Origin of the sequence: Spongiibacter sp. (assembly GCF_041602295.1) — a bacterium.
In the GTDB taxonomy this organism is placed as follows: Bacteria; Pseudomonadota; Gammaproteobacteria; order Pseudomonadales; family Spongiibacteraceae; genus Spongiibacter.
The window spans coordinates 1-7118 of sequence record NZ_JBFIGO010000122.1 but is presented as its reverse complement, the minus strand read 5'-3'; the positions used below and the strand labels follow the sequence as shown (position 1 = coordinate 7118).

The window sequence follows — 7118 nt, the reverse complement described above, 5'->3', positions numbered from 1 at the left end:
GCGCGCCGATCACGTCGCCAGAGGCCAGCAGCGGTGGAACCACTATCACGCCAAACAGGGTGGCAAAGCCGGCGCCAAGCACGACAAACAAGATGGGGTATATCAAGGGAGCGTCCTTTGTATCGCAGAGATAGTGACATAAGCCCGTCGCTATGACGGGCGCTTGGGAAACCACGGAAAAAAGCGGTTGGTGGTGGCCTGATAGCGCTTGTAGTCGGCGCGCTTTCTCACCGAGTAATACTCAGCGGGGATGGCCCCGGTTAAATACACCAGGGTGATGTACATCATGAGCGAAGCGCCTATCGCCGCCGCGCCGAGCAGATACCAGAGTGGCGCACTTACGGCGTTTTGTAGTGCCAGCCACGAGGGCACAGCGGCGATAACCAGCCCCGTCCACACCAGCCATTCGGAAAAATAGTTGGGGTGGCGGCTGTAGCGCCACAGGCCGATATTGCAGACCGCGCCTTTGTTTTCAGGCTTGGCAATAAACCGCAGCTTTTGGGCGTCGGCGGTGGTTTCCAGGACATAGGCGGCCAGCCAGATGGCAATGCCGGCAACTTCCCAGCCGGAAACCTGCGCGCTGGGATTGATAGCCAGCATAAACCCCGGCAGGGCCAGCACTGAAAGATTGGCAAAGGCCTGGGCCATGATTTCGGCCAGCATATGCAGGCGCATATGCTTCTCTCCCTGTTTTTCCATCACCATGCGACGATAGATATAGCGTGGGAATTCCGTTTTAAAGATTACCCCGGTGGCCTTTGCCATGGTCAGCGCGCCCAGGCCCATGCGCAAACCAATCAATAAATACACCCCGCCAACCAGTGACTGGCGCAGCGGGTTGCCGTCGGCCAATAGCAGAATCTGCGCGCCGATAAGGGCCACGCCAAAGGGCCAGGCAATGTCGACATAGGACATGCGCCCGGTTTTCGCAAAGGGGATGGCGGCCACCAGCACGAACAGGATGAGCTGCACGGCGGCGTTGACCAGCAGTAGCTGCGTCAGCGGCTCGATACCCGTTAAGAGAACGGCAGACCAGACTGCCGCAAAGATTAAGCACAGGATGCTGCCGAAATTCATATATATCCCCTTTTTATTGATCGCTACCCTAAGTCATTGGCTGCCCTGCCGGCAAGCACAGGCAACCCAGTTTAAGGATGCTTAGCAAGCGCGATACTCCGTTGTTTGCCTCGACGGCTCTTATGGCTTGCGCGAGGACTTGTCGTGGTGGGCTGGAATCCGCTGGCTACGAGCTCGTGCGGCGGGCTACTTATCGCCCCCCCTGTGTCGCAGCTGCAATGCCGGCTATTAGCTATACTCGATGTAGTTGCTTGGACGCAGGCTTGCCGCCATTTTCTGCGCACTTGGTGTGGCGGTACAGCTTTGCGGCGCCAGTTGTCGCCGCCGACGCCAATAGCTGGTGTCGTTGACGATTCGTTTGCTCCACGGCCTGGAGCACATTTTCACGTTAGCGGGATGACTTGCTGGGTACGAAGAGACTGGGAGCGAAGTGGATGGGGAAATTAGCGAAATATCTGACGGCTGGCTCATTGGCTTTAGTGGGGGTGGGCATTGGCGTGGGCATTTTTGCTACGGTGGGTTTTAACGTTGCCATGGAAAAGACCAGCTCAAACGAATTCTGCATTTCCTGTCACGAAATGGCGGCGAATCCCTGGCAGGAGTCGTTAAGCAAGGCGCACGCCCAAAGTCGGGTGGGTTTTACGGTCACTTGCGCCGACTGCCATATTCCCCAGGCCTTTATCCCTAAGATGAAGCGCAAAATGGCGGCCTCGCGGGAGGTCTGGCACCATTTTCTAGGGACCATCGACAGCCCGGAGAAATATGATTTACACCGCCAGAAAATGGCAGAGTCGGTGTGGCAAGTCATGCGAGAGAATGACTCGGCCGCCTGCCGGGTGTGTCACGAGGCGACAAAAATCGGTTCCACCGCGGCCATTAACGCCATGCACCAGCAGGCGCTGGGGCCGGGGACAACGTGCATTACCTGCCACAAGGGCATCGCCCACGACTTGCCGTAGTCACGGGGGATTGATGGCGCGGGCACTATGCAATGGGCGTTAAAAGCGATACTTCAGGGCGAGCATAAGCTCTACTGCGGAGTAGTCTGGGCTGGTGTTGCCAATGGCAATCACATTGGCCATGGTGTTTGGCGTTACCCCGTCGTAGCTGAAATTCTGCGCCCGGTAGCTTTGATGGGCGAGATTAAGACTGATGTCGAGGTCTACGGCGTAGCGATGGCGGAGCTCTGCACTGATCCGTTGGAGTTTGTCGCCCTGTTTGGGCATGGCCATTGCGCTCAGTGAGCTGCCGGTTGTCGTGGTGAAATCACTGCTGCTATACGCCAGCAGGTAGCCAATGCTGAGGTCGGTATTGGCGATAATATTGACTAGTTCTAGATCGCTGCCGAAGGTTTTCACTCGGTCTTCACTGCGCTGCTGCCAGTTTCTCGTCGGGTCGATAGACTGGGTGGCAATGGCGTTACCTCTAAAACTGCGGCCATTCTGCTGGGTGTTGTACTGCTCGTAACTCGCATAATTATGCCACTGGGCACGATCAGTGCTGACTAGCGAGAAATCGACGTGCAGCCCGCGCACATCGGCTTTTTTCAGGCCAAATACCGACTTGCGGTAGTCGTCCTGCGCCATATTCAAGGCCAGCCCGACATTGCTGCTATCGTTCGGTGTCCAATTCAGACCGGTGGCGATTTTCTGCCGTTGGCGTTGCGCCTGATTATATTTGCGCAGCAGGGGGTGGTTTTCAAAACGCTCATCTGCGGGCTCGCCGGCAACATAGGCCGGGGTGTGTGAGTTTAAGTAGGGGGTGTCGCCCCGGTAGGCAGACGGTTTGCGAAGTTCCTTGCTAACCCGCAGATAGGTCTGTAGGCGCTCTGCCGGGCGGCTTTTGAAGGCCATATGGCCAATGTTTTCGCGGCTGCTGGTGGTTTCGGAATAGTCGCGGTCGACGGTGTTGTGTTTTACGCCCGCCGACACGCTACTGGCCTTGCCTAGGCGGTAGCGCAAGGCGGCTGCCAGTTGTGTTTCACGATAACTGTGGGGCAGGTTGTAGCGTGCGCGACTGGACGTCGCGCTGTCTTGGTCTTGAGAGTCACCGCCGATGTAAATATAGAGGTTTTGGGGCGTTTTGTTGTCGCGCTCTTCGTAGCGGCCGTTAACGCGCAGCATCAGGCGTTTGCTCAGGTTTTGGCGGTAGCCGAGCCCAAGGCGCGAGATATTAATTTGACCGTCAAGGGTGTCCCGCGGGAGCGGCGTGGAGACGCTGAGTGCGGGGTTAATGGAATAGGGCAGAAATGCCTCGTCTTGCTTGAGTATGGCGTAGTGAAGGGTCGTGTTGAGTGATGCGCCGCCGGGCAGCCGGAAAACACCGTTGGCAAACCACTGTTGGTAGAGATTGTCGGGTTCTTGTGCAATGGCGCCGCGACCAGTGGCATAGCCCGCGGCGCTATGCCAGCCGTTAATGGCGAGAAAGGGGTTGTCCCAGGACAGGCTGGGATTGTCGTTTTTAAACAGGGATAAATCGTAGCCAAACTGCCAGTGGTAGTGGCTGGCGGTGTAGTCGGCGCGCAGGTTGATATCGTTAAATTCAAAGTCGATGGGGCTGGGTAAGGCGACGCCGCGGGGATTGCCGCCGGTATTCCCTATGACACCGTATTTAAATAGCGTGCCGTCTTTTATTTCGTGCTTGAAGCTAATGTCAAAAGACCAGTGGCTATTGGCCTTTATCGCATAGTTAAGCTGGAGGCGGCGGCGTCGCAGCCTGTCGTCGACCTCGCGGAGCGGGCCAGATAGATCACTCATGCCTGCGGTCGTGGTGGCGGCCGTCCAGCCTGTGGGCAGTGTTAATGAATTTGAGCCCGGATTAATGAAAATGGTCTTGGCGTTGCTCAGCCCCGACTTAGTGGTTTGCGTATAGGCGAAATCAAACTGTTGGTGGCCGTAGTCGCCAATGCTGAAGGACAGCTCGAGGTAGTCGGTGCCCAGGTATTGGCCGCTTGCCGACCAATAGCGGCTTTCGCCGCTGTCCCATACCGGGGTTTTCTCGGCGTCGACGCTGAACATTGGGTAGCTGTCTTGGGCGCCGTGATCAAAGTATTGACGATATGCCGGGTCGTCATCGATATAGCCGGCAGCGAATTCAAGGGCTGTGCGCGTGCCGCTATCGTCGTTGGCAATCACCGCGCCGGGCGACAAACAGGCGCTTATCAGCGCCAGCCGGGCCCAGCTGGCAGCGTTGTTGTGGGTAGCAAACATGTTGTGCGACCTCATCTCGGGCTTAGCGGGTCAAACGTACTCCGGAGGGGTGGTTTGAGCCGTGAACCTGGCTGTGGCAATTCATACAATTTTTCGACAGCATTTGTTGGGCGGCGCCATTTGGCGGAACACCGCTACCGCTATAGGCCGTGCTGGGATGAAAGCCGGCCATATGGCACTGCTGACACAGCCACGGTCCGCGTGACGTCAACATGGGGGTGTGGACACTGCCGTGAGGCTGGTGGCAATTGCTGCAATTTTCTTGCACGGGTGGGTGTTCCCATAAAAAAGGCCCACGCTTTTCCGCGTGGCACTGAAAGCAGGTTTCATTGACGGAGGCTTTTAGCAGCTGGGACTCTGCGGGGCTGCCATGAGGATTGTGACAGCTGCTGCAGGTCATCAAATTCTCGACCAGGGGGTGGGCGCTGGTTTTATGGATTTGCGCGCGCTTGTCTTTGTGGCAGTTAAAACACACTTCCTTTTGTGTTTCCTTAAAGAGAACCGGGTCGGGGGAGCTGTGAATTTGATGGCAGCTTGCGCAGCTGATCCCGGCGAACTGATGTTGGCTGCCCTGCCAGTGACTGCGGGCGCTCTGTTCATGGCAATTCAAGCAGCTTTGATTCTGCACCTCGGCGGGGCTGCCCTGGTCGCCAAAGGTCACACTCGGCTTGGCCGGTTTGCCGTTGATATAGGTGCTGACATGCTGGGCACTGGGGCCATGGCAGCTTTGACAGCCCTGCTTGTTCATCGGGCTGTCTGGATGGCCTTTCTGGCCGTGAACCGTAGCCAAAATGCCGGCGGCAGGTTTCGATCCTGCAGCGCCGTGACAGCCCAGGCAAAGCTGGGGGTCTCCGGGCTGGTAGTTACCAGTTGCAGAGGCCGGTTGGGCTGCCAGGGTGGTTGTCAGCGCCAGCATAAATAGTAGCGGTAGGGTCCAAACGTTGGGCATGGGCATGCCTTGCACTCGAGGAGTCACTGTAGTGAAGCCTAGCTTGAATTGTGCAATTTTCCAGATTCTGGCGCGCAGCGCTCAACTGCCCCTAACGCCTCTGGTGAGCGTGTTGGCGCGCTCGCTGGCCAGGATGGGGGCGACGCGGCCTCGGTCTCTCCTCGGCGCGGTGTTTTCCGCGATGCTCAGGCGCTGGGCGCAGCGCGTCCGGCGATGCGTGCCCGTAATGTTATCCGGACACGCAATGTCGTGGTGGCGCCTGTGCGGCCTAGGCACAATTGGCCCATTGTTCGCTATGTGTGAAGAGGTTCGAGTATGGCAGCCCCATTGTTGTGTGAGCGCGACCTGCAGTTTATGTTGTTTGAGTTGTTCGACACCGAGAGTCTGTGTGAGCGTGAGCGCTATGCCGATCACAGCCGTGAAACTTTTACTGCGGCGATGGAAACCGCGCGCACGGTGGCCGAAAAGTACTTCCTGCCGATTCGCCAGAAGGTTGATACTCACCAGCCGACCTTCGACGGCGAAAAGGTGCAGATGATTCCGGAAATTAAAGTCGCCCTCGACGCCGCTGTCGAGGCGGGGCTGGGCTCGTCCACCGCCAATTACGAGTTGGGCGGTATGCAGTTGCCGGCGATTGTCGCCAGTGCCGCTGGTGCTTATTTGTCGGCGGCGGGCAGTGTGACCATGGGCTATCTGGGGCTGACCTCGGCCAATGCCAATCTGATTGAGGCCCACGGTAGCGAAGAGCAGAAAAAACAGTGGGTGGAGCCGATGCGCAGTGGCCGCTTTGCCGGCACTATGGCGATGACCGAACCCGCCGCGGGTTCCGGGCTGGCCGACCTGACGACTAGCGCGGTGAAGGCCGACGATGGCAGTTACCGCATTACCGGCAACAAGATCTTTATCTCTGGCGGCGACCACGAGCTGAACGAAAATATCGTGCACCTGGTGCTGGCGCGGGTGAAGGGCGCGCCCAAGGGCGTGAAGGGCATTTCGCTATTTATTGTGCCCAAGTATATGGTCAACGACGACGGCAGCATTGGCGAGCGCAACGATGTGGCGCTGGCCGGGCTGTTTCACAAAATGGGCGGGCGCGGTCAAACCTCTACCGCACTGAATTTTGGTGAGAACGGCGGTGCAGTGGGCTATTTGGTCGGCGAGGAAAATCGCGGCTTAACATATATGTTCCACATGATGAACGAGGCGCGGATTATGGTCGGCACCGGCGCGGCGGTGACCGCCCTGACCGGCTTTCAGTATTCGCTGAACTACGCCCGCGAGCGTCCCCAGGGTCGTCTGGCCTCGTGTAAAGACCCGCTGTCGCCGCCGGTAAACATTATTGAGCACGCCGATGTGCGCCGCATGTTGCTGGCGCAAAAAGCCTATGCCGAAGGCGCAATGGCCCTGTGCTTGCTCGGTGCCCAGCTGGCCGACGACGAGCGCACTGCACCCACCGAAAAGGAGCGCGAAGACGCCCACACGCTGCTGGATTTTCTGACGCCAATGATCAAAACCTGGCCGTCGGAATACGGCCCCAAGGCCAACGATCTGGCCATTCAGGTATTGGGTGGGCACGGCTATATTAACGAGCACCCGGTAGAGATGTTCTACCGCGACAACCGCTTGAATCCCATTCACGAAGGCACTACCGGCATTCAGTCGCTGGATTTGCTGGCGCGCAAAGTGCCGATGAACGACATGAAGGGTTATCAGGCCTGTCTGGCGGCAATGCAACAAACCATTGCCGAGGCCAAGGAGGTGAGTGAACTCAGCGACTATGCCGAGCGTTTGGAGGCGGCATTGGTCACCGTGCAGGAAACCACCTCGGCGTTGCTTAGCGCTATGATGGAGCAGCAGATCGACTTGGCACTGTCCAACTCGGT

The 7118-nt window shown here is 57.8% G+C and carries 5 protein-coding genes; 2 read left to right on the top strand and 3 right to left on the bottom strand.

Annotated features, from left to right (window positions below; all coding sequences use genetic code 11):
• Positions 1–150: 150 nt before the first annotated feature.
• Positions 151–1077 carry a DUF1295 domain-containing protein gene (locus ABYM29_RS13995; protein ID WP_372865401.1) on the bottom strand — a complete coding sequence of 309 codons (927 nt, stop codon included), beginning with the start codon at positions 1075–1077 and terminating at the stop codon, positions 151–153.
• A 434-nt stretch (positions 1078–1511) separates the two neighbouring features.
• Here ABYM29_RS13995 and ABYM29_RS13990 point away from each other — a divergent pair, with 434 nt between their 5' ends.
• Positions 1512–2036, top strand: a complete 525-nt coding sequence (locus ABYM29_RS13990) for a NapC/NirT family cytochrome c (protein ID WP_372865400.1) — start codon at positions 1512–1514, stop codon at positions 2034–2036.
• 39 nt (positions 2037–2075) lie between these two features.
• Here ABYM29_RS13990 and ABYM29_RS13985 read toward each other — a convergent pair whose 3' ends face one another.
• Together ABYM29_RS13985 and ABYM29_RS13980 are read right to left on the bottom strand one after the other, a co-directional pair.
• Entirely contained in the window at positions 2076–4286 is a 2211-nt protein-coding gene (locus ABYM29_RS13985) for an MtrB/PioB family decaheme-associated outer membrane protein (RefSeq protein ID WP_372865399.1), read from the bottom strand.
• Positions 4287–4308: 22 nt separating this feature from the next.
• Entirely contained in the window at positions 4309–5235 is a 927-nt protein-coding gene (locus tag ABYM29_RS13980) for a DmsE family decaheme c-type cytochrome (protein WP_372865398.1), read from the bottom strand.
• Between the two features lie 315 nt (positions 5236–5550).
• On the opposite strand from ABYM29_RS13980, the gene ABYM29_RS13975 reads away from it, so the two are divergent.
• Positions 5551–7118 (top strand): acyl-CoA dehydrogenase (locus ABYM29_RS13975; RefSeq protein ID WP_372865397.1); only part of this gene is annotated, 1568 nt, incomplete at its 3' end.

Excerpts from the sequence above, each read along its gene's own strand:
- ABYM29_RS13995 (WP_372865401.1), bottom strand. The coding sequence starts at position 1,077 with ATGAATTTCGGCAGCATCCTGTGCTTAATCTTTGCGGCAGTCTGGTCT.
- ABYM29_RS13990 (WP_372865400.1), top strand. The coding sequence starts at position 1,512 with ATGGGGAAATTAGCGAAATATCTGACGGCTGGCTCATTGGCTTTAGTG.
- ABYM29_RS13985 (WP_372865399.1), bottom strand. The coding sequence starts at position 4,286 with ATGTTTGCTACCCACAACAACGCTGCCAGCTGGGCCCGGCTGGCGCTG.
- ABYM29_RS13980 (WP_372865398.1), bottom strand. The coding sequence starts at position 5,235 with ATGCCCAACGTTTGGACCCTACCGCTACTATTTATGCTGGCGCTGACA.